Origin of the sequence: Antarcticimicrobium sp. (assembly GCF_029212575.1) — a bacterium.
Taxonomy (GTDB): domain Bacteria; phylum Pseudomonadota; class Alphaproteobacteria; order Rhodobacterales; family Rhodobacteraceae; genus Antarcticimicrobium.
The window spans coordinates 211197-231483 of the sequence record NZ_JARGPK010000056.1 but is presented as its reverse complement, the minus strand read 5'-3'; the positions used below and the strand labels follow the sequence as shown (position 1 = coordinate 231483).

Below are 20287 nucleotides of genomic sequence, written 5' to 3'. Positions count from 1 at the left end.
CGCGACAGCATAGCTTGCCAAGACAAAGGAGACCTTGATGAGCAACCCGATCCTGTCCGACTGGGACACCCCGTTCCAGATTGCCCCTTTCGATGCCATTTCCGACGCGGATTTCGCCCCTGCGCTGGATCTCGCGCTGGCCGCCCACCGCGACGAGATCGCGGCGATCACCGAAAACCCCGAGGCGCCCACATTCGCCAATACCATCGAGGCGCTGGAGGCGGCGGGCAAGACGCTGGACAAGGTGCTTTCGGTGTTCTTCACCGTGGCGGGCGCGGACAGCAATCCCGAGCGACAGGAACTGCAGCGGGACTTCTCGCCCAGGCTGGCCGCGCATTACTCCGAGATTTTCGCCAACAGGGCGCTCTTTGCCCGCGTTTCGGATCTCTGGGCGCGGCGAAACACGTTGGGGCTGACCCCGGAACAGGCCCGTGTGCTGATGCTCACCCATCGCGGCTTTGTCCGGTCCGGCGCCGCTCTGAGGGGCGCAGCGGCCGAACGGATCAAGGCAATCAAGGCACGACTGGCCACGCTGGGCACTGCCTTCACCCAGAACCTGCTGGCCGATGAGCGGGACTGGACGATGCCGCTGTCCGAGGCCGACCTCGAGGGGCTGCCCGATTTCGTGATCCGCGCCGCCCGCACCGCCGGCGAAGACCAGGGCGCGGATGGCCCGATCGTCACCCTGTCGCGGTCGCTGATCGTGCCGTTCCTGCAATTCTCCCCCCGTCGTGACCTGCGCGAAACCGCCTGGCGCGCCTGGGCCGCGCGCGGCGCCAATGGCGGCGAGACCGATAACCGCGCCATCGCCGCCGAGATCCTGGCCCTGCGCGAGGAGCGCGCGAAGCTCCTCGGCTACGACAGTTTCGCCGCCTACAAGCTGGAAACCGAGATGGCCAAGACACCGGGGGCGGTCAGGGACCTGCTGATGGCAGTCTGGGCGCCGGCCAGGGCACAGGCCGAGGCGGACGCCCAGGTACTGACCGCGATGATGCAGGACGACGGCGTCAACGGCGACCTGGAACCCTGGGACTGGCGTTATTACGCGGAGAAGCGACGCAAGGCGGAGCATGATCTGGATGAGACCGCGCTGAAACCCTACCTGCAGCTCGACCGCATGATCGAGGCGGCGTTTTCCTGCGCAAACCGCCTGTTCGGGCTGGAGTTCGCGCCGCTCGACGTGGCCCTCTATCACCCCGATTGCCGGGCGTGGGAGGTGACCCGCGACGGCGCGCACGTCGGCGTGTTCATCGGAGACTATTTCGCCCGCGGCTCGAAACGCTCCGGCGCCTGGTGCAGCGCCATGCGCGGCCAGGCCAGGTTCCCCGAGCGACAGGCGCCGGTGGTGATCAACGTGTGCAACTTCGCCAAGGGCGATCCGGCGCTCTTGTCCTACGACGATGCGCGCACGCTCTTCCATGAGTTCGGCCACGCGCTGCACCAGCTGTTGTCGGATGTCACCTACGAGAGCATCTCGGGCACCTCCGTGGCGCGCGATTTCGTCGAACTACCGAGCCAATTGTACGAACACTGGCTCGAAGTCCCCGAAGTTCTGGGCGAGTTTGCCACCCATGTGGAAACCGGCGCGCCGATGCCGGACGCGATGCGCGACAAGCTGCTGAAGGCGGCGCATTTCGACATGGGGTTCCAGACCGTGGAATATGTCGCCTCGGCGCTGGTCGATCTGGCGTTTCACGAGGGCACCGCACCCGCCGATCCGATGGCGAAACAGGCCGAGGTTCTGGCCGGGATCGGCATGCCGCACGCCATCGGGATGCGCCATGCGACGCCGCATTTCGCCCATGTCTTCTCCGGCGACGGCTACAGCTCGGGCTATTACAGCTACATGTGGTCCGAGGTGATGGACGCCGATGCCTTCGCCGCCTTCGAAGAGGCCGGCGGCGCCTTTGACGCCGACCGCGCGCAGGCGCTGGAACGGCATATCCTGTCGGCTGGCGGTTCGCAGGAACCCGAGGCGCTTTACACCGCGTTCCGGGGTCGGTTGCCGGGGGTCGAGGCGCTGCTCAAGGGGCGCGGTCTGGCGGCGGGATGACCCGCGAGGGGTTCAATGCCTTCTGCGCCGGGCTACCCGCCAGTACCCATGTGGTGCAATGGGGCGGCTCGGACGTGTGGAAGGTGGGCGGCAAGGTGTTTGCCATCTGCGGCTGGGGCGAGGCGGGGTGCCCCGCCTTCACCTTCAAGGTGACCGAACTGGGGTTCGAGGTGCTGACGGATATGCCCGGCCTGCGGCCCGCGCCCTATCTGGCCTCGCGCGGGTTGAAATGGGTGCAGCAACACGATGAACCCGGCTTGCCGAGCGCCGAGCTGGAGCGCCATATCGTGGCCTCCTACGATATGATCGTGGCGGGGCTGACGAAAAACAAACGGGCCGAACTGGGGCTGTAACAGCGCCCCGCACCGGGGTCGCCGGGCACGCTCAGTAGCCCAGATCGCGGTCCACCAGATGCAGCAGAGGCGCGCCCGCCTCGCCGCGGCGCACGTTCTCGGCGATCACCTGTGCTGCGGTGTCGGGCCGGGTTTCCGAGGCGATATGCGGGGTGACGGTGATCCTGGGGTGGGCCCAGAACGGATGCTCGGGCGGCAGCGGTTCGGTGCGGAACACGTCCAGCGTCGCGTGGCCCAGGTGGCCGCTGTCGAGCGCGGCGATCAGCGCGTCGTCGTCGATCAGCGGGCCGCGGCCGGGGTTGATGACCACCGCGCCTTTCGGCATCCGCGCCATGGCGTCGGCATTCAGGATGTTCTGCGTCGCCGGGGTGTCGGGCAACAGCAGGATCAGGATGTCGGCCTGTGCGAGGGTGTCGCGCAGCCCCTCGTCGCCGTGCCGGCAGGTGATCCCCTCGACCGATTTCTCGCTGCGGCTCCAGCCGGTGACGGGAAAGCCCAGCCGCGCCAGCGCGGTGCCCGCCGCGATGCCGAGCGCGCCCAGCCCCAGCAGGCCGATCCGCCGGTCGCGGGCCAGCGGCGGCGTCTCGGTGCGCCAGATGCCGTCCTGGCCGAAGATATGCGCGTCCATCCCCAGATGATGGCGCATGGCGTGGCCCACCACCCATTCGGTCATGCCCTGGGTCAGCCCGAAATCGACCATCCGCGCCAGCGGCACCTTCAGCGTGGGGTTGCCGACCACCGCCTCGACCCCGGCCCAGAGGTTGAGCACCGCCTTGAGCCGGGTGAAGGGGGTGAAATCGTCGATTCCGCTGTTGGGGGCGTAGACGATGTAATCCACCTCTTCGGACGGGAAGTCGGTGCCCAGCCGATAGGTCAGGCCGAGGGCGTCCAGCGCGCGGCGCAGCGGTCCTTCGTAGGTGTCCCAGCGTTCGGATTTCGAGGCAAAGAGGATGGTTGCGGTCATGGGCTCTCCGGGTTCAGCGTGGGCGGTGGATATGGGCGCTCTGCACGATACCGAAGGCGGCCATCAGCACCAGCATGGCCGAGCCGCCATAGCTGACCATCGGCAACGGCACCCCCACAACCGGGGCCAATCCCATCACCATCGACATGTTGACGGCGAAGAACAGGAAGAAGGTAAAGGCGATACCAAGCGTGACCAGCGACGAGAACCGGTCGCGGGCCGCCAGTGCCGAGGCGATGCAGAACAGGACGATCAGCGCATAGAGCGTCAGCAGCGACATGCCGCCGATAAAACCGAATTCCTCGGCCAGGGTGGTGAAGATGAAATCGGTGTGTTTCTCGGGCAGGAAGTTCAGCCGCGATTGCGTGCCCTGCATGAAGCCGCGCCCGGTCCAGCCGCCCGATCCCAGAGCGATCTTGGACTGGGTGATGTGATAGCCCGCGCCGAGCGGGTCGCTGCCCGGATCGAGGAAGGTGTCGATACGCCGGTACTGGTAGTCCTTCAGCAGTTGCCACGGGGTGCCGCGCGACTGGAACACGGCGGTGACCACGCCGACGCCGGCGGCGATCACCGCGGCGAAATAGGCCCAGTGCACCCCGGCCAGGAACATCACCGCGCCGCCTGCCGCCAGCAGCAGGATCGAGGTGCCCAGGTCGGGCTGGCGCAGGACCATGGCCGTGGGGATCAGGATGAGCAGCACCGGCAGAAACACCCAGAGCGGCCGCGAGGTGCGTGTCGCGGGCAGCCAGTCGTAATAGGCCGCCAGAATCATCACCAGGGTGATCTTGGTCAGCTCCGAGGGTTGCAGCCGCATGAAGCCGAGGTCGATCCAGCGCTGCGCCCCCATGCCGACGGAGCCGAACAGCTCGACCCCGACCAGCAGCAGCAGCGACAGCCCATAGGCCAGCGCCGCCATGTTGCGCCAGAACCAGATCGGCACCATGGCCACCGCCATCATCACCACAAGACCGAGTGCGAAGCGCTTCATCTGCGGCTCGGCCCAGGGCGAGAAGGAGCCGCCGGCGACCGAGTAGAGCATCAGCGCGCCGACCCCCGCGACCGAGACCAGCAGCAGCGTCAGCGGCCAGTTCAGGTAGAGCACCTTGCGCAGGCCGGAGGGCGTGGATTTGACTTTGTATTCCAGATAGCTCATGCGCGCCCGCTCTGGTCCTGTTCCGCGCGCAGCCGCTCGCGGTGCAGCCGTTCCTGCTGGGCCTTGATCCGGCTGCGGTCCTTGGACGGGTAGGCGGCCAGCGGCGGGGTATCGCCGTAGAGCGCCTGCAGCATCACGTCACGCGCCACCGGCGCGGCCGCCGAGGACCCGCCGCCGCCATGTTCGATAACCACCGAGACCGCGTATTTGGGTTTGTCGTAGGGCGCGAAGCAGACGAACAGCGCATGGTCACGCCGGTTCCACGGCAGATCCTCGTTGCGGGTCACGCCGGCGGCGCGTTCGGCGGCGGTGATGTTGCGCACCTGGCTGGTGCCGGTCTTGCCGGCCATGCGGAAGGCATCCTCGATGATGCGGCTGCCATAGGCGGTGCCGCGCCGGTCGTTCGAGACCGCGAACATCGCGCGGCGCAGGGTACGCAGGTTGTTCTCGTTCACCCCCAGAGGTTCGCCGCCGCCGCCGGGCTGTTCGATCCCGTCGATCGATTTGACCAGCCGTGGCGTGACCGCGCGCCCGGTGGCGATCCGCGCCGACATTACCGCGAGCTGCATCGGCGAGGCCAGCATGTAACCCTGCCCGATCGCGGCGTTGGCGGTATCGCCGATCAGCCAGTCGGCGTCGTGCACGCGTTTCTTCCAGGCCCGGTTCGGGGTCAGCCCGGCGGCGACCGCCGACATCGGCACGTCGTGGCGGACCCCGAGGCCGAAACGCTGCGCCATGGCCGAGATCTTGTCGATCCCGACCTTCAACGCGAGGTCGTAGTAGTAGACGTCGCAGCTCTGCTTGAGCGAGTTCTCGAGGTCCACATGCCCGTGACCGCCCCGGCGCCAGCAGTGGAACCGGCGGCCCGAAACCTCCAGGTAGCCGGGGCACCAGACGGTGTCGTCGGGGCCCATCAGCCCCTCTTCCAGCGCTGCCATGGCGGTGATCATCTTGAAGGTGGAGCCGGGCGGGTACACCCCCTGCACCGACTTCGACGCCAGCGGCCGGTGGATATCATCGGTCAGCGCGCGGTAATCGGCCAGCGAGATGCCGCGCACGAAGAGGTTGGGATCGAAGCTGGGCGCGGAGGAGATCGCGCGCAGATCGCCGGTCTCGCAGTCGATCACCACCGCGCTGGCGCTCTCATCGCCCAGCCGCGCCTGCACGTAGCCCTGCAGCTCGGCATCGACGCTCAGTTGCAGGTCGGCGCCGGGCTGGCCCTCGCGGCGGTCCAGCTCGCGCATCACCCGGCCGGTGGCGTTGACCTCGACCCGCTTGGCGCCGGCCTTGCCGCGCAGCATCTCCTCGCGCTTGGCCTCGAGCCCGACCTTGCCGATCTGGAACCGCGGAATGCGCAGCACCGGTTCTGGGTCCTCGATCCTGCTCAGGTCGTAATCCGAGACCGGGCCGACGTAGCCCACCACATGGGCAAAGTCCGGCCCGCCCGGATAGACGCGGGTCAGCCCGACCTCGGGCGTGATGCCGGGCAGGGCGGGGGCGTTCACCGCCACCTTCGAGATATCCTCCCATGCGATCCGGTCGGCCAGGGTCACCGGCAGGAAGGGCGGGCTGCGGCGCATCTCGGTCCGGGCGCGGTCGAGGTCCTCATCTTCCAGATCGATCAGCTTCGAGAGGCGGCCCAGCACCTCCTCCACGTCGCCGGCGTCCTCGCGCACGATCACGATGCGATAGCTTTGAACGTTCTGGGCCAGCACGTTGCCGTTGCGGTCGTAGATCTTGCCCCGGGTCGGCGGGATCAGACGGATGTTGACTCGGTTTTCCTCGGCCAGCAGGCGGAACTGATCGGCCTGCTCGACCTGGAGATAGCGCATCCGCAGGGCCAATCCGCCCATGAAGGCGAGTTGCAGCCCGCCCAGCAGCACGGCGCGGCGGCTGGACGCCCGGTTCAACAGGGAAAGCTCGCGCGGGTTGCGTCTCATGCCCAGCCTCCCATCGCGTCGGTGTCGCTGGGCGCGGGCTTGCGCACGCCCATCAGGGATTGGGTGACGAACACAACGAAAGGATAGGCAATCATGGTCATCGCCATCTGGATCAGGCTGAGGCTGAGCTGCGCCTGCTCGACCGCGAGAAGGCCCAGCGTCAGCCGGTTGAGAACGGCGATTGCCAGCAGCGACAGGCAAACCGCCAGCCATTCGCCGGCGAAACTGGCCCCGCGCAACCCGCTGGCACGGGTCTTGAGATATTCGCTGCCCAGCACCACCAGCAGCGCCATCAGCCCCGGCGGGCGTTGGAACAGCAGATCGGCCATCAGCATGACCGCCGCGATGCTCGGCGCCGGGGCATAGTCGGGGCGCCGCAGGCTCCAGGCGAAGGCGAAGGCGATCAAGAGGTCCGGCGGGGCCCAGCGCCGGGGCACGGTGTCGAGCGGGATCAGGTGAAAGAACATGATCAGGAGCGACAGCCCGAGAAAACCGGCGCGCATCATCCAGAGGCGGGAGGGCGACAGGTTAGCCATCTCCGGCGGCCCCCGCAGTCCCGGCGGATTTCGCTGGCCCGGCAGCGGGCTGAACCAGTTTTCCAGGGTCGGTCACGGTTTCGGCGCCGTGATGGCGCAGAACGCGCAGGAACTCCAGCCGCTCGTAATCGGCGGCCAGCCGCACCCGCAGTCGCCCGGACGGATCCGCGGCGACCTGGCCGATCAGCAGGCCCGCCGGAAACACGCCGCCGTCCCCGGTGGTGATGACCCGGTCGCCGGGGCGGACCAGATCCGGGTTCTCGAGGAAATCGACGACCGGCGCGGCGGAGTTGTTGCCGGTGATCAGCGCGGTCTGGCCCGAGGGCTGGATGATTGCGGGCACCGAGCTGGAGGCGTCGGTCAGCAGGATGACCCGCGCGGTGTTCCCGCCGGTGCCCGAGATCCGCCCGACCAGACCGATTCCGTCCATCGCCGCCCAGCCGTCGCGGATGCCGTCCCGGGCCCCGACATTGAGCAGCACGGATTGCCGGAACGGCGACCCGCTGTCGGCCAGGACCACGCCGGTGATATAGGTCAGGCGCGGGTCGAGCCGCACGTTGTTGAGGTCGAGAAGGCGCGCGTTTTCCTGCTCGAGCTGCAGCGCCGCCTCTTTCCAGGCCTTCATCTGGCGCAGTTCGCGGCGCAGCTCGCGGTTCTGGTCGGCCAGTCGCCGGTAGCTCTGGAAATCGCGGAACAGGTTGATCGTGCCGGTGACCGGGGCCATGGCCCAGTCCATCGAGGGGATTACCCGGTCGACCACCTGGGCGCGGAATCGTTCGACCCGCGGGCTGTCGATGCGCCAGACCAGGAAGATGCCCAGCAGGCACAGCACGATGATCCCGAGCACCAGGCGGCGCAGGGGGGTCGTGTAGTCGTCGCGCTGTGAGCGGTCCTTGGCCAATGGCATCCTTCCGTCACATGCCGCGGCCGTACCGGACGGCCGGCCTGCAAAAGGGTGCGCGCCCTAGCTGTCGTAGTCAATCGCGTGGCGCAGCTGCTTTTCGTACTCCAGCGCCTTGCCGGTGCCAAGCGCCACGCAGTTCAGGCTTTCGTCGGCGATCGAAACCGCCAGCCCGGTCTGCTCGCGCAGCGCCAGATCGAGATCGCCCAGCAGCGCACCGCCCCCCGTCAGCATCACGCCGCGGTCGACGATGTCGGCGGCCAGATCCGGCGGCGTGGTTTCCAGTGCGGTCATCACCGCCTCGCAGATCTGCTGCACCGGTTCGGCCAGCGCCTCGGCGATCTGGGCCTGGCTGACCTCGATTTCCTTGGGAACCCCGTTCAGCAGGTCGCGGCCGCGGATCTGCATCGAGGTGCCGCGCCCGTCGTCAGGCATCCGGGCGGTGCCGATCGAGGTCTTGATCCGTTCCGCCGTGCTTTCGCCGACCAGCAGGTTCTGTTGCCGGCGCAGATAGGCGATGATCGCCTCGTCCATACGGTCGCCGCCAACCCGGACCGAGCGGGCATAGACGATGTCGCCGAGCGAAAGCACCGCGACCTCGGTGGTGCCGCCGCCGATATCCACCACCATCGAGCCGGTCGGATCGGTGATCGGCATGCCGGCGCCGATGGCGGCGGCGATGGGCTCGGCGATCAGTCCCGCGCGGCGGGCGCCCGCCGACAGCACCGACTGGCGGATGGCGCGTTTTTCCACCGGGGTGGCGCCATGCGGCACGCAGACGATGATCTTGGGCTTGGAGAAGGTCGAGCGTTTGTGCACCTTGCGGATGAAATGCTTGATCATCTCCTCGGCGGTGTCGAAATCGGCGATCACGCCTTCGCGCATCGGCCGGATCGCCTGGATCGAGCCGGGCGTGCGGCCCAGCATCAGCTTGGCATCCTCGCCGACCGCCAGCACCTTCTTGACGCCGTCCTTGATGTGATAGGCGACCACTGATGGCTCTGACAGGATGATGCCGCGGCCCTTGACATAGACCAGGGTCTTCGCCGTACCGAGGTCAATGGCCATGTCCGAAGAGAACAAGCCGCCGAAATTTCCGAACACCGACATTTATGTGCGATCCTGTAGAGTACTGCGCATTGGTCCACGACTCCCCGAGGGGGGTGGACCACAGCCTTATAGGCCTCCGCACGCATGGGTGAAAGGGCGGATTTCGGACGCTACAGCGCCTTTCCGCCTGCGACCGCCGGCCCCGGCACGGGCGCTGCCTGCGCCAGGGCCGGCGGGATCAGTCCACGTCCTTGTAGGAGACTTCGCGCGCATCGGCGCCCGGGCCGGCCTTTTCCCGCCGCACCAGCAGCCGGTTCAGGGCGTTGACATAGGCCTTGGCGCTGGCCACCACGGTATCGGTGTCGGCCGATTGCCCGGTGCCGATGACCCCGTCCTCTTCCAGCCGTACGCTCACCGTGGCCTGGGCGTCGGTGCCCTCGGTCACTGCGTGCACCTGGTAGAGCTGCAGTCGCGCCTCGTTCGGATAGAGCGCGCGCACCGCCTTGAAGGTGGCGTCGACCGGCCCGTCGCCGTTCTCGGTCGCGATCGCCTCCTTGCCGTCGATCTCCATTTCCAGCACCGCCTCGGCCGGGCCGCCGGTGCCGCAGAGCACCTTGAGCGACACGATCTGGAGCCGGTCTCCGGCCTGGTCCGCGGTGGTGCCGACCAGGGCAACGATGTCCTCGTCGTAGACCTCCTTCTTGCGGTCGGCCAGTTCCTTGAACCGCACGAAGATGTCCTTGAGCTGGTTGTCACCCACCTCGTGGCCGAGCTGCTTGAGCTTGTCGCGCAAGGCGGCGCGGCCGGAATGCTTGCCCAGCGGCAGGCTGGAGCCGGACAGGCCGACGTCCTCGGGGCGCATGATCTCGAAGGTTTCGACGTTCTTGAGCATGCCGTCCTGGTGGATGCCCGATTCATGGGCAAAGGCGTTCTTGCCGACGATCGCCTTGTTGAACTGGACCGGGAACCCCGACACCGTGGAGACCCGGCGCGAGATGTGCATGATCTTGGAGCTGTCGACCCCGGTGGACCACGGCAGGACGTCGTGGCGCACCTTGAGCGCCATCACCACCTCTTCCAGCGCGGTGTTGCCGGCGCGTTCACCCAGTCCGTTCACGGTGCATTCGATTTGACGCGCGCCGCCGGCCACCGCCGCCAGCGCGTTGGCTGTCGCCATACCAAGGTCGTTGTGGCAATGGGTGGCAAAGACCACGTCGTCGGCGCCGGGCACAGTTTTGATCAGGCGCCGGATCAGGTTGGCGCTCTCCTCCGGGGCGGTGAAACCCACCGTGTCGGGGATGTTGATGGTGGTGGCGCCGGCCTTGATCGCGATCTCGACCACCCGGCAGAGGTAATCCCACTCGGTCCGGGTGGCATCCATCGGCGACCATTGCACGTTGTCGCACAGGTTGCGGGCGTGGCTCACGGTCTCGTGGATCTTCTCGGCCATCTCGTCCATGCTCAGGTTCGGGATGGCGCGGTGCTGTGGCGAGGTGCCGATAAAGGTGTGGATGCGCGGCTGTGCGGCGTGTTTCACGGCCTCCCAGCAGCGGTCGATGTCGGTCGCGCTGGCGCGGGCCAGCCCGCAGATCACCGCGTTTTTCGAGTTTGCCGCGATCTCGCGCACCGCCCTGAAATCTCCCTCCGAGGCGATCGGGAAACCCGCCTCGATGATATCCACCCCCATCTCATCGAGCAGGCCGGCGATCTCCAGCTTCTCGTCATGGGTCATGGTGGCGCCGGGGCTCTGCTCCCCGTCGCGCAAGGTGGTGTCGAAAATCAAGACACGGTCTTGTTTCGGTGCGTTGGTCATGTCGGTATCTTTCTTGTCTGTCCTAAAGCCTATGGCGCGCAGGCATCCTCCTCTGAGCGGGCGCGCCGATTGGCACGCTCAGAGGCGGATTAGGATCAGTAGGCCACGCAGCGACGCACCGCGGAACGCGGGGGCGGTCGGGATATGTGCCTGGCTGGTCATGAGGCGCAATCTATACCCGGACCTTGGCGAAAGAAAACCCAAAATGATGGGCGAACCCCTAATTCTCGCTCGGGGCGTGGGGAGGGTGGCAACGCGGGCACAGTGCCGATTCTGCCTTGTGTGCCAATGCGTGCAATTTGATCCATGTCAGATCTATCGATTTTTGAATATGTTAATGTGACCGATATCTTTCCCGGCTTGGTTGCGCCGACTGTGACCTGCGCGGCCATCGCGGGAAGGTGCGCGCTGCCCTGCGCGGCGCTGCATGACGGCCCGGGAGGGGGAGCCGGGGCCACCATTCAGGAGGAAAGACAGATATGGCGCATGTGGTTGTTCTGGGGGCCGGTTTGGGCGGCACGATCCAGGCCTATGAGCTCAAGGAAACGCTGGGCCGGGATGACAAGATCACCGTGATCTCGAACAAGCCCTACTTCCAGTTCACACCGTCCAATCCATGGGCCGGGGTCGGCTGGCGCAAGCAGGACGAGATCACCATCGACCTCGCCCCGGTGATGGCGCGGCGGAAGATCGACTTCATCTGCGATGCGGCGGTCAAGCTGGATCCGAAGGCGAATGTCATCCACCTCGAAAGCGGCCGCGAGGTCAGCTACGACTACCTGGTGATCGCCACCGGACCCGACCTCGCCTTTGACGAGATCGAGGGCTTTGGCCCCGATAAGCACACCCATTCTGTCTGCCATATCGAACATGCGGCGGCCTCTGGCGACAAGTGGGATGCGTTCTGCGCCAACCCCGGCCCAATCGTGGTGGGCGCGGTGCAGGGGGCGTCGTGTTTCGGGCCAGCCTATGAATACGCCATGACCATCGACACCGATCTGCGCCGCCGCAAGATCCGCGACAAGGTGCCGATGACCTTCGTCACGCCGGAACCCTATATCGGCCATCTCGGCCTGGGCGGGGTGGGCGATACCAAGGGCATGCTGGAAAGCATCATGCGTGAGCGGTCGATCCGTTGGGTCACCAATGCCAAGACCGAGAAGTTCGAGGCCGACAAGGTCCATGTCGTGGAGCATGACGAGGACGGCAACCCGAAGAAGACGCATGAGATCCCCTTTGCCTATTCGATGCTGCTGCCCGCGTTCCGCGGCATCCCGGCGCTGATGGGGATTGAGGGGCTGGTCAACCCGCGCGGATTCGTCATCGTCGACGAGTATCAGCGCAACCCGGCCTATCCCAATATCTTCGGTATCGGCGTCTGCATCGCCATCGCGCCGAAGGAGCCCACCCCGGTGCCCACCGGCGTGCCCAAGACCGGCTTCATGATCGAATCCATGGTCACCGCCACGGCCCACAACATCCCGTTGGTCATGAAGGGCGAGGCGCCGCGCGAGGTGGCGACCTGGAACGCGCTTTGCCTGGCCGACTTCGGCGATGGCGGCGCGGCCTTCCTTGCGATGCCGCAGAACCCGCCGCGCAACGTCAACTGGGCCGCCAAGGGGCGCTGGGTGCACTGGGCCAAGCTGGCCTTCGAGTGGTACTTCATGCGCAAGGTGCGCCGCGGCGTGAGCGAGCCGTTCTACGAGAAGTTCATCATGCGGTTCATGAAGCTCACCAAGCTGAAGGAGGGCAAGGGCTGAGGCCGAGCCCGCTTGCGGCGGTGCAAGGTGGCGGAAAAGCGAATTCCGGCATGCCGCGTTGCGCGCGTGCCGGGAGCTGCTCCGCTTTGCAACCGCTCCCTTTCAGTCATGGTCAGCTTTGAGCCCAGAGCGGACTGGAATGTAAAGATTGCTTTTCGGCAAGCTACCCAGCAGTCTGCATTATCCGTCATATGTGGGGAGCAGCCTAGATGGACTGGAACGCTCTTGCGCATCCGTGGATCGAACACGAAGACCCCATCGAAGCGGCGCATAGTCCCATAAAGGACGGTTTGCTTGGCCGTGCGGCACTTAAGGTTGGCGAGAGGGTTCTTGACATCGGTTGCGGCTCCGGCGCTCTCTCACTTGATGCCGCGGATCAAGTTGGTCCCGATGGAAGCGTGATCGCATTCGATATTGCCGAGGCCTTTATTTCTCACTTGACGGAACGTGCTAGCGACCGGGTTCACGTAAAGCCGGTTCAGGGTGATGCGCAGCACTATGATTTTTCCGGCGCCGACTGCGACGCTGTCGTATCTCTTTTTGGAACCATGTTTTTTGAGGATCCGAAAACAGCCTTCGCAAACATCTGCAAAGCACTTTCGGCAGGTGGTCGGATGGTGTTTGTCACGTGGGCAGGCCCACAGCACAATCCTTGGTTCTCGGTTCCTGGGCGCGCTTTAGCGAAGGCTCTGCCTGAGATGCCCAAGCCCGACCCGTCAGCGCCCGGTCCGTTGGCGTTCGCCAATATCGAAATGGTGACGAACCTATTGTCTGAGTCCGGCTTTCAAAATGTGTCAGCGGAGGAAGTCGACACTCACCTAACGCCGATTGGTGCCGCGGCAGACATCACCGCGATGATGCTCGCAATAGGTCCATTTCGAGGGGCAATCTCCAAGTTTGGCGAGCCGGAAGCCGAAAACGCCCTACTGGAGATCATCGAGGCAAGCATGATCGACGGTTATGGCGCCTTTGCCGCCGAGGACAGTATTAAGGTGCCTGCCCGTGTAATTTTCTACACGGCGTCGCGGGTGGCGTAGCAAAGCTCGCTTTGTCCGCATTGCGGACGTTGTTCATAAGGCTGCATTGGAGCCCCCCAGCGTCCCTGCTTGTGCCTCGGGCGCGCGCCAAACCTCACCCGTCGGTTTTCAGCGCCCCGTTCTCCCACTTACCGCTGGCCTCCTGCCCGGTGGCATAGCGCATGGTGCCCTGGCCCTGCCGCTTGCCGTTCTTGAAGGTGCCCTCGTAGATATCGCCGTTGGCATAGGTGGCCATACCCTGGCCGCTGATCTCGCCCTCGGCCCATGTGCCCTTGTAGCGGAACCCGTCGGCCATCACGATCTCGCCCGTACCATCGCGCTGACCGTCGACGAACTGGCCGGTATAGACCGAGCCGTCGGCATAGGTCGCGGTGCCCTGGCCGTGGCGCTGGCCGTCCTGCCATTCGCCCTCGTAGCGGTAGCCGTCGGCATAGGTCATTACGCCGAAGCCGTGGTTTTTGGCGTTCTTGAACGCCCCCTTGTAGACGATCCCGTTGGCATAGGTGGCGGTGCCCTCGCCGTCGATCACCCCGGCGGTCCAGGCGCCCTCGTAGGTCGAGCCGTCGGGATAGGTGATCTTGCCCTCTCCATCGGCCAGGTCGGCGCGGAACTGCCCCTCGTAGACCGAGCCGTCGGGATAGGTCACGCGACCCTCGCCCTCGATCTGCCCGGCAACCCAGGAGCCGGTATAGAGATAGCCGTCGGCGCCGGTGAAGGTGCCTTGTCCGTGGCGGCGGTCGTCGGCGAAGGCGCCCTCGTAGGCATCGCCGTTGGCATAGGTCACCTTGCCCGTGCCCTCGCGCCGCCCGGCGACCAGATCGCCCGTATAGACGTCGCCATTGGGCTGGGTCAGCGTGCCGGTGCCACTGATCTGCCCGTCGGCCCAGGTGCCGACATAGGTCAGCCCGTCCGGCATGGTCAGCTTGCCCTCGCCGTGGCGCTGGCCGGCGACGATCGCGCCGTCATAGATGGCGCCGTCGGGATAGGTGATCACGCCCTTTCCCTGTTTCTCGCCATCGACCCAGTCGCCCCGGTATTCGTAGCCGCCGGGGCTGGTCATCACGCCGAAACCGTTGTGCTGGGCGTTCTGGAACCCGCCCTCGTAGCGCACGCCATTGGCATAGGTGGCCACGCCCTGGCCATTGATCACCCCGTCGACCCAGTCGCCCTCATAGGTGCCGCCGTCGGAAAAGGTGATCTTGCCCAGCCCGTTCGGCTTGCCCTTGGCGAACTCGCCCTCGTAGACCGAACCGTTGGGGAACCGCGCCACGCCCTGGCCGCGGATCTCGCCATCGACCCAGTCGCCGGAGTATTCGTAGCCGTTCGGCAGCCGATAGGTGCCGGTGCCGTGCTGTAGCCCGCCGCGAAAGGTGCCCTCGTAGACGCCGCCGATGTCGTCCTCGGTGGTCAGAACCTGAGAGTCCTGCGCCGACGCCGGCATCGGTGCCGTCAGCGCCAGACCGGATGCCAGCGCAAATATCGAGCCAAGATGTTTCATAAGATGTCCTGCCGCCCCCTCGTGCCGCAACGCGCCGCTGCGCCCCGCAAAGCCATTAGAAACTAGGCGAGGGTGCGGGTTCAAGCAACGTCTTTTGCGCCTCATGGCTTTCCCTCGGCACCCGATCTGGTAAACGGCTTCAAACAGCACTTGGACCGAGGGCAGGATGACCGACCGTTTCCGCGTGACGCTGGCGCAGCTGAATCCCGTCATGGGCGACCTGGAGGGCAACGCGGCCAAGGCGCGCGACGCCTGGGCGCAGGGGCGCGATGCCGGCGCCGACCTGGTTGCGCTGCCCGAGATGTTCATCGTCGGCTACAACCCGCAGGACCTGCTGCTGAAGCCGGCCTTTCAATCGGCGGCGATCGAGGCGGTGCGCAGGTTGGCGGCGGACTGCGCCGACGGCCCGGCGCTGGCCGTCGGTGGCCCCTGGATCGAGGGGACGCAGCTGTTCAACGCCTATTTCATCCTCAAGGGCGGCAAGATCGCCAGCACCGTTCTCAAGCACAACCTGCCGAACGAGATGGTGTTCGACGAGGTGCGCATCTTTGACTCCGGTCCGCTCGGCGGGCCCTATTCGGTCGGCAACACCCGGATCGGCAGCCCTATATGCGAGGATGCCTGGCACGAGGAGGTTTCCGAGACCCTGGTCGAGACCGGGGCCGAGTTCCTGATCGTGCCGAACGGTTCGCCTTACTATCGCGGCAAGCATGATACGCGGCTCAATCACATGGTCGCCCGCGTGGTCGATACCGGCCTGCCGGTAATCTATCTCAACATGGTGGGCGGGCAGGACGACCAGGTGTTCGACGGCGCCAGCTTCGGCCTCAACCCGGGTGGCGAGTTGGCCTTCCAGATGCCGCAGTTTGACGAGGCGGTGACCCATGTGGACCTGCACCGCACGCCCGAGGGCTGGCGCATCCTGCCGGGCGAGGAGCATGTCCATGCCTCGGAATGGGAACAGGATTACCAGGTGATGGTGATCGCGCTGCGCGATTACATGGCCAAGACCGGATTCTCCAAGGTCCTGCTCGGCCTATCGGGGGGCATCGATTCGGCCATCGTCGCCGCCATCGCCGCCGATGCGCTGGGCCCCGAGAACGTGCGCTGCGTGATGCTGCCCTCGGAATACACCAGCCGCGAGAGCCTGGAGGACGCCGAGGCGGTCGCCATGGCGCTGGGCTGCCATTACGACTATGTGCCGATTTCCGAAGGGCGCGCAGCGATCACCAACACGTTGGCGCCGCTGTTCGAGGGGCGCGACGCGGACCTGACCGAGGAAAACATCCAGTCGCGCCTGCGCGGGCTGCTTCTGATGGCGATGTCCAACAAGTTCGGCGAGATGCTGCTGACCACCGGCAACAAGTCCGAGGTCGCGGTCGGCTATGCCACCATCTACGGCGACATGGCCGGGGGGTACAATCCGATCAAGGATCTGTACAAGACCCGCGTGTTCGAGACCTGCCGCTGGCGCAACGAGACCCACCGCGACTGGATGAAGGCCCCGGCCGGCGAGGTGATCCCGCAGCGGATCATCACCAAACCGCCAAGTGCCGAGCTGCGCCCGGACCAGAAGGACAGCAACAGCCTGCCCGAGTATGACGAGCTGGACGCGATCCTCGATATCCTGGTCGACCGCGACGGCTCGATCGCCGATTGCGTCTCTGCCGGCTTTGACAGGGCCACCGCGAAAAAGGTCGAGCATCTGCTCTACATCAGCGAATACAAACGCTTCCAGTCCGCCCCTGGCGCGCGGCTGACCAACCGGGCGTTCTGGCTTGACCGGCGCTATCCCATCGTGAACCGCTGGCGCGACCCGTCATGAGGCGGGTGCGTCGCGCTTGACTCGCGCGTTGGGTTGCCTATCACTTTTGGCACCACTGGCACTGGTTGAAAGGGCCCTGAACCTCTGCAGGAGTCCTTTTCCCGTGACCCAGATCCCCGAAATAATCCAACCCGCCCCGCGCCCGGCACCCGCACCGTCGGCGGCGCTGCTGTGGTTGGCGGTGGTGTTGATCGGGCTGTGCTGGGGGTCCACCGGACCGCTGTCAAAGCTGGCGGTCTCCACCGGGCACAGCCCGGTCGGGATCACCTTCTGGAACACCGCCATCGGCGCCACGCTGCTGACCGTCCTGCTGATCCTGCGCCGCCGCAAGCTGCCGCTGGACCGGCGCCATCTGGTGTTCTACCTCGGTTGCGGGCTGCTGGGCACCGCGCTGCCCAACAGCCTGTCCTACGGCGCCTACAGCCATCTTCCGGTCGGCATCATGGTGATGCTGATCTCGCTGGTGCCGATGATGACGCTGCTGGTCGCCTGGCCGTTCGGGATCGAGCGTCCGACGCCGCGCCGCCTGCTGGGGCTGGCGCTGGGCGCATTGGCGGTGGGCATGATCGTGCTGCCGGGCAGCAGCCTGCCCGATCCGTCGCAAACAGTCTGGCTGATCGCCCCGATTGTCGTGGCCTTGTCCTATGCCGGCGAGAATGTCTTCATCGCCAGGTCCGACATGCGCCACCTCGGCCCCTTCACCACCATGTGCGGGCTCAGTTGGGGCGCGCTGTTGCTGCTGGTGCCGACGATGGTGGTCTCCGGTGGCTGGTTCGACATTACTGCCTTCGGCCCGCCGGAGCTGGCCACCTTCGGCATCTCGTTGCTCCACCTGGTGGCCTATTCCGGCTTTATCTGGCTGATCGGCCACGCCGGGCCGGTGTTCGCCGCGCAGGTGGGCTACGTGGTGACCGGCACCGGGGTGCTGCTGGGTGTCATGATCTACGGCGAGACGCATTCAGCCTGGGTCTGGGCGGCGCTCGCGGTGATGGTGTCGGGGCTGGCGCTGGTGCAACCGCGCCGGCAAGAAACCTGATGCGGCCATCACCGTTGGCGCTATAGTCCGGCCATGCCCGGACCGACCCTCGATCCCGTTCAATCCGATATGCGTCTGCCTGACCGCACCGACGCGGTGGTGATCGGCGGCGGCATCATCGGGGCCTCGACCGCGCTGGAACTGGCCGAACGCGGGCTGTCGGTGCTCTTGTGTGAAAAGGGCCAGATCGGCGGTGAGCAATCGAGCCGCAACTGGGGCTGGGTGCGGCTGTCGATGCGCGACCCGCGCGAGATCCCGCTGATGCTCGAGGCGATCCGCCTCTGGGAGGGGCTGGAGGCGCGCACCGGGCGGCGCACCGGCTACCGAAAAAGCGGTATCCTCTACACCTCGAGCAGCGCCAGATCCGTTGGCCAGCGCGCCCGCTGGGCCGAGAACCTCGCCCCATACCGGGCCGAGGCGCGGATGCTGTCGGGGGCGGAACTGGACGCGCTGCTGCCCGGTCACCGGATGGCGCTGAAAGGCGCGCTTTACACCCCCGGCGATGGCCGGGCCGAGCCGCAATGGGCCGCGCCCGCGATCGCGGGGGCAGCGCGGGACGCGGGGGCCGTGGTTATGACCGGGTGCGCGGTGCGCAGCCTCGACATGGTGGCGGGACGGGTTGCGGGCGTGATCACCGAGCGCGGGCGGGTGGCCTGTGACGCGGTGGTGCTGGCGGGCGGGGCATGGTCTCGGCTTCTTGCCGGTAATGCGGGGGTGCATCTGCCGCAACTCAAGGTGCTGAACACGGTGATGCGGACGACGCCGGTCGAGGGTGGGCCGGAAACCGCGCTCTGGACCGACGGGTTCGCGATGCGCAAGCGTGCCGATGGCGGCTTTACCGTGGCCTCGGGCACCGAGAACACCGTCGATCTGGTGCCCGACAGCTTTCGCCTCGCCCGGGCCTTCCTGCCGGCGCTGCGCCATGAATGGTCCAGCCTGCGGTTCCGCCTGTCCGGGCGTTGGGGCGAAGAGGCGGGGCAGGCGCGGCACTGGCGCCCCGACGAGATCACGCCATTCGAGGCCTGTCGCATCCTTGACCCGGACCCGTCGCCGCGCGCGCTGCGTGCCAGCTGGGCGGCGGCGCGGCGGGCCTTTCCTGTGCTGGAGCGGGCGGAGGTGGCGCAAAGCTGGGCCGGGCTGATCGACGTCACCCCGGATGCTATCCCGGTGATCTCGGGCGTCGATGCTCTGCCGGGGCTGCACATCGCCACCGGATTTTCCGGTCACGGCTTCGGCATCGGGCCGGGGGCCGGGCGGCTGATGGCCGATCTCGTCACCGGCGCCGTCCCGGTCGTGGACCCCTCCGCGTTTCGCCTGTCGCGGTTCACCGATGGCAGCCGGGTGCGCCCCGACCCCGGGTATTGAGGGGCGCCTGCGCGGCGCCCCCGGCGTGGAAAGACCGCCTACATCATCTGGTAGCTCACCGGCACGAAGCGGAACCCCTCGCCGCGGGTCTCGACGTAGCCGGCGGCGGGGAAGGGCATGTGATAGCCGATCATCGGCACCCGGTCGGCGGCCAGCATACCCAGTACCTTGCGGCGCGCGGCGGTGGCGGCGGCTTTGTCCATGTCGAATTGCACCTCCCACTCGGGGTGGGCGAAGGACCAGACGTAGTGGTTGGCGAGGTCCGCGGCCAGCACCAGCCGCTCCCCCGCGCTATCCAGGTGGAACGACATATGCCCCGGCGTGTGGCCGAAGCTGGCCAGCGCGGTGATCCCCGGCACCACCTCGGCCCCGTCCTCGACAAAGGTCATCTTCTCGGCCAGCGGTGTGACGTTGCTGGCCACCAGGTCGCCGACCCGGTTGCCGGCCTCCATCCTGGCCCAGAAATCGTATTCCACCCGGCCGGTGACATAGCGCGCGTTGGCAAAGGTCGGCGCGCCATCGGTCATCATCCCGCCGATGTGGTCGGGGTGCATGTGGGTCAGCACCACAACGTCGATCTGGTCGGGGGTGACCCCGGCCTCGGCCAACGCCCGGGCGATGCCGCCCTGTCCCAGCCCGGTGTCGAACAGGATCTTCTGGCCGCCGACCTCGACCAGGGTTGGGGTAAAATAAAACTGCGCCATGTTGGCGGGAATGAAATTCTCGGCCGATACCTTGGCAAACTCCTCATCGCTGGCACCACCGCCAAAGATCGCCTGGGCGCCCTCGCGCGGCAGGCTGCCGTCCAGAAGCGTGGTCACCGACATTTCGCCCAGGCGGAACGCCCGGGCGTGCGGCATCGCGGATTTGCCGGCATGGGATCCGGCTGCGGCGGGGAGGGTCGCGGCGGCGGCCAGCGGAAGGGCGGCGGCCCCGGTCAGGGCGGCGCGGCGGGTCAGTCTGATGGTCATGAAACGTCTCCTTGTTGAAATCTCCCGAACAA

Annotated in this window: 16 protein-coding genes; 7 read left to right on the top strand and 9 right to left on the bottom strand. The window is 66.5% G+C overall.

The window, feature by feature from the left end; genetic code table 11:
• Positions 1 to 37 precede the first annotated feature (37 nt).
• Together P1U75_RS13345 and P1U75_RS13340 are read left to right on the top strand one after the other, a co-directional pair.
• The gene (locus P1U75_RS13345) at positions 38 to 2053 is read left to right on the top strand and encodes a M3 family metallopeptidase (RefSeq protein ID WP_300244203.1); all 2016 of its coding nucleotides are present in this window, start codon (positions 38 to 40) and stop codon (positions 2051 to 2053) included.
• A complete protein-coding gene (locus P1U75_RS13340) occupies positions 2050 to 2406 on the top strand; it encodes an MmcQ/YjbR family DNA-binding protein (RefSeq protein WP_300244201.1) in 357 nt (118 codons plus the stop codon). Before P1U75_RS13345 ends, P1U75_RS13340 begins: the two co-directional genes overlap by 4 nt.
• Before the next feature lie 31 nt (positions 2407 to 2437).
• Here the strand turns inward: P1U75_RS13340 and P1U75_RS13335 are convergent, their stop codons facing one another.
• From P1U75_RS13335 to P1U75_RS13305, 7 genes are all read right to left on the bottom strand, one after another.
• Positions 2438 to 3370: a glyoxylate/hydroxypyruvate reductase A gene (locus P1U75_RS13335; protein WP_300244199.1), complete on the bottom strand. Its 933-nt coding sequence runs from the start codon at positions 3368 to 3370 to the stop codon at positions 2438 to 2440.
• Positions 3371 to 3383: 13 nt separating this feature from the next.
• Positions 3384 to 4523 (bottom strand): rod shape-determining protein RodA, encoded by a 1140-nt coding sequence (gene rodA / locus P1U75_RS13330; protein ID WP_300244197.1) that lies wholly within the window; start codon positions 4521 to 4523, stop codon positions 3384 to 3386.
• Entirely contained in the window at positions 4520 to 6463 is a 1944-nt protein-coding gene (mrdA, locus tag P1U75_RS13325; RefSeq protein WP_300244195.1) for a penicillin-binding protein 2, read from the bottom strand. Before mrdA ends, rodA begins: the two co-directional genes overlap by 4 nt.
• Positions 6460 to 6999 (bottom strand): rod shape-determining protein MreD, encoded by a 540-nt coding sequence (locus tag P1U75_RS13320; RefSeq protein ID WP_300244193.1) that lies wholly within the window; start codon positions 6997 to 6999, stop codon positions 6460 to 6462. Before P1U75_RS13320 ends, mrdA begins: the two co-directional genes overlap by 4 nt.
• A complete protein-coding gene (gene mreC, locus P1U75_RS13315; protein ID WP_300244191.1) occupies positions 6992 to 7900 on the bottom strand; it encodes a rod shape-determining protein MreC in 909 nt (302 codons plus the stop codon). The genes P1U75_RS13320 and mreC overlap by 8 nt, the downstream gene beginning before the upstream one ends.
• A 63-nt stretch (positions 7901 to 7963) precedes the next feature.
• Positions 7964 to 9010 carry a rod shape-determining protein gene (locus P1U75_RS13310; protein WP_300244189.1) on the bottom strand — a complete coding sequence of 349 codons (1047 nt, stop codon included), beginning with the start codon at positions 9008 to 9010 and terminating at the stop codon, positions 7964 to 7966.
• Positions 9011 to 9188: 178 nt separating this feature from the next.
• On the bottom strand, positions 9189 to 10763 hold the full coding sequence (locus P1U75_RS13305; RefSeq protein WP_300244187.1) for a 2-isopropylmalate synthase: 1575 nt from the start codon (positions 10761 to 10763) through the stop codon (positions 9189 to 9191).
• A 479-nt stretch (positions 10764 to 11242) separates the two neighbouring features.
• On the opposite strand from P1U75_RS13305, the gene P1U75_RS13300 reads away from it, so the two are divergent.
• Positions 11243 to 12523 (top strand): FAD/NAD(P)-binding oxidoreductase, encoded by a 1281-nt coding sequence (locus P1U75_RS13300; RefSeq protein WP_300244185.1) that lies wholly within the window; start codon positions 11243 to 11245, stop codon positions 12521 to 12523.
• A 209-nt stretch (positions 12524 to 12732) separates the two neighbouring features.
• The gene (locus tag P1U75_RS13295) at positions 12733 to 13560 is read left to right on the top strand and encodes a class I SAM-dependent methyltransferase (protein WP_300244183.1); all 828 of its coding nucleotides are present in this window, start codon (positions 12733 to 12735) and stop codon (positions 13558 to 13560) included.
• A 94-nt stretch (positions 13561 to 13654) separates the two neighbouring features.
• On the opposite strand, the gene P1U75_RS13290 is transcribed toward P1U75_RS13295, so the two are convergent.
• The gene (locus P1U75_RS13290) at positions 13655 to 15001 is read right to left on the bottom strand and encodes a 2-isopropylmalate synthase (RefSeq protein ID WP_300244309.1); all 1347 of its coding nucleotides are present in this window, start codon (positions 14999 to 15001) and stop codon (positions 13655 to 13657) included.
• A gap of 223 nt (positions 15002 to 15224) precedes the next feature.
• On the opposite strand from P1U75_RS13290, the gene P1U75_RS13285 reads away from it, so the two are divergent.
• The 3 genes from P1U75_RS13285 to P1U75_RS13275 all read left to right on the top strand — a co-directional run bounded on the left by P1U75_RS13285 (position 15225) and on the right by P1U75_RS13275 (position 19284).
• A complete protein-coding gene (locus tag P1U75_RS13285) occupies positions 15225 to 16883 on the top strand; it encodes an NAD+ synthase (protein ID WP_300244181.1) in 1659 nt (552 codons plus the stop codon).
• Positions 16884 to 16986: 103 nt separating this feature from the next.
• A complete protein-coding gene (locus tag P1U75_RS13280) occupies positions 16987 to 17919 on the top strand; it encodes a DMT family transporter (protein ID WP_300244179.1) in 933 nt (310 codons plus the stop codon).
• Positions 17920 to 17952: 33 nt separating this feature from the next.
• Entirely contained in the window at positions 17953 to 19284 is a 1332-nt protein-coding gene (locus P1U75_RS13275; protein WP_300244177.1) for an FAD-binding oxidoreductase, read from the top strand.
• Between the two features lie 38 nt (positions 19285 to 19322).
• On the opposite strand, the gene P1U75_RS13270 is transcribed toward P1U75_RS13275, so the two are convergent.
• Entirely contained in the window at positions 19323 to 20255 is a 933-nt protein-coding gene (locus P1U75_RS13270) for an MBL fold metallo-hydrolase (protein WP_300244175.1), read from the bottom strand.
• Between the last annotated feature and the right edge of the window lie 32 nt (positions 20256 to 20287).